The following is a 443-nucleotide window of genomic DNA, read 5'->3' as shown; positions in this document are numbered from 1 at the left end:
GAATATACTTGGTACGGATTAATTATGCCAGTAATCTTTTATTTATTTGCAAATTCAAAGAAAAAAATAATTATCTACCAATCAATCTTAACTCTTATATTTGTGTTTTTGGAGTCTGAACCAAATATACAATTGTTTGCTATTTTTGGAGTTTTGCTATGCTTATACTTCCCGACAGATAAATTCAAGGTTTATTTAAATAAATCTTTCTTTTATTGGTTTTATCCTGCACACTTAACAATTCTTTTTGCGATACTTTGGATTATACAAACTAATTTTTGGAGATTAAAATGATACAAAATTTTCATTACTCAAAAACAGCTTACAAAAAATATAAAGGAAATTGGAGCTTCAGGTGTATTAATTGCGGAACTATAATAAAAGTAAGCAAGGAGCAAAAAGGTAGTTATTACGTATGGAATCCTCAAATGGGCTATCCATTT

General features: G+C 27.8%; 1 protein-coding gene. It reads left to right on the top strand.

Features of this window, described 5'->3' with window-relative positions; all coding sequences use genetic code 11:
- Positions 1 to 294 (top strand): TraX family protein (locus tag AC2JF9_RS09345; RefSeq protein WP_500727221.1); only part of this gene is annotated, 294 nt, incomplete at its 5' end.
- Positions 295 to 443: the final 149 nt, after the last annotated feature.

Source organism: Lactobacillus sp. C449L (assembly GCF_059900815.1).
The sequence above is the reverse complement of the archived record's forward strand: the minus strand, read 5'-3'. Positions and strand labels throughout refer to the sequence as shown.